We start from the raw sequence: 1,357 nt of genomic DNA, 5'->3' as shown, positions 1-1,357 counted from the left end.
CCCTGTGTGGACGGCTCTCCGTTGGCAAGGGTATTTCTGCGCTGCGCTGGCTGGTCGTGGCGCCCATGTGTCCGGCCTGTTTGCGCGGCTTTGCATGGCCGCTGGCCCTGATGCCATTCGCGCGGTTCAGGTCCCTCCCAGTTGCACGCACTCGAAGTGCTGGGGTCGGACGGGTTCTCCTGCTCCGGCGGTTTCAACCGGCTTGTTGCGTCAGTTCAGTCTGCCCTCTCCAACTGGTGTAGCGCCCTTGGGCGCGATCTCTCAGGCGGCTGCCAGCTCCGGTTCCCGGTAAGCCTCGCCACTCGCCAACATCGCCCAGATGATGCGGGCGTTCTTGTTCGCCAGCGCGACAGCGGCAACCTTGGGCTTCTTGCGCGACAGCAGCTGCGTCACCCAGGGGCGCTTGGTGCTGCCCTGCTTCGCTCGCCGCACCACTGCCATGGCACCGACCACGAGCAGCTCGCGCAGGTAAGGGTTGCCGGCCTTGGTAATGCTGCCAAGCCGCTCCTTGCCGCCGCTCGAGTTCTGGCGCGGCGTGAGGCCAATCCATGCCGACAGGCTTCGCCCGCCGCCGAAGGTGGTAGGATCGGGCACGCAGGCCACGATCGCGCTGGCCAGCAGTGGGCCAATGCCGGGGATCTTCATCAGCCTGCGGCCTGCCTCGGTCTTGCGGGCATCGGCGAGGATGCGCCGATCGTTGTCGAGGATCTGCTCCTTGACCATCTCCAGCTGGGTGCTCAGCACCGCAAGGCACGCTCGGGCCTCGCCGGGCAAGCGCGCATCATCCTGATCGGCGATGACCGCGATCAGCCGGTCCAGGCCTCCGCGTCCGATGGCTGCGGTGATGCCGAACTCGGCCATGTGGGCACGCAGGGCGTTGCTGATCTGGGTGCGCTGGCGGGTGAGGATCTTGCGCACCCGGTGCAGCATCATGGTCGCTTGCTGGTCCGGCGACTTCGCGCCGACGAACCGCATCGTCGGCCGGGTTACGGCCTCGCAGATCGCCTCGGCATCGGCAGCATCGTTCTTCCCGCGCTTCACATAGGGCTTCACGTATTGCGGCGGCATCAGCTTGACCTCGTGGCCGAGTGCCGCCAGCTCTCGCGCCCAGTGGTGAGCCGAAGCGCAGGCTTCCATCCCGACAAGACACGGCGGCAGCTTCTCGAACAGCTTCAGTAGCTGACCACGAGAAAGCCTCCGCCGCAGAACAGCTTCGCCCCGCGGGTTAACACCGTGAACCTGGAAAACAGACTTGGCCAGATCCAGCCCAACAACCGATACTTGCTCCATCGTCACTCTCCTCTCCGACTGATCCGCAGAAATTACCCCGCGGGGTGGAGAGCCGTCCACGACATCA

General features: G+C 65.6%; 1 protein-coding gene. It reads right to left on the bottom strand.

The features are described from left to right. Positions 1-261 precede the first annotated feature (261 nt). Positions 262-1,290 carry an IS110 family transposase gene (locus tag AX708_RS13370; RefSeq protein WP_066528878.1) on the bottom strand — a complete coding sequence of 343 codons (1,029 nt, stop codon included), beginning with the start codon at positions 1,288-1,290 and terminating at the stop codon, positions 262-264. Between the last annotated feature and the right edge of the window lie 67 nt (positions 1,291-1,357).

The organism is Erythrobacter sp. CCH5-A1 (genome assembly GCF_001557115.1).
Lineage (GTDB): Bacteria > Pseudomonadota > Alphaproteobacteria > Sphingomonadales > Sphingomonadaceae > Erythrobacter.
Note: the sequence above shows the minus strand (reverse complement) of the source record. Positions and strands in the feature narration are given on the sequence as shown.

Bases quoted from the DNA above. Each gene is read 5' to 3' on its own strand.
- AX708_RS13370 (WP_066528878.1), bottom strand. From the start codon at position 1,290: ATGGAGCAAGTATCGGTTGTTGGGCTGGATCTGGCCAAGTCTGTTTTC.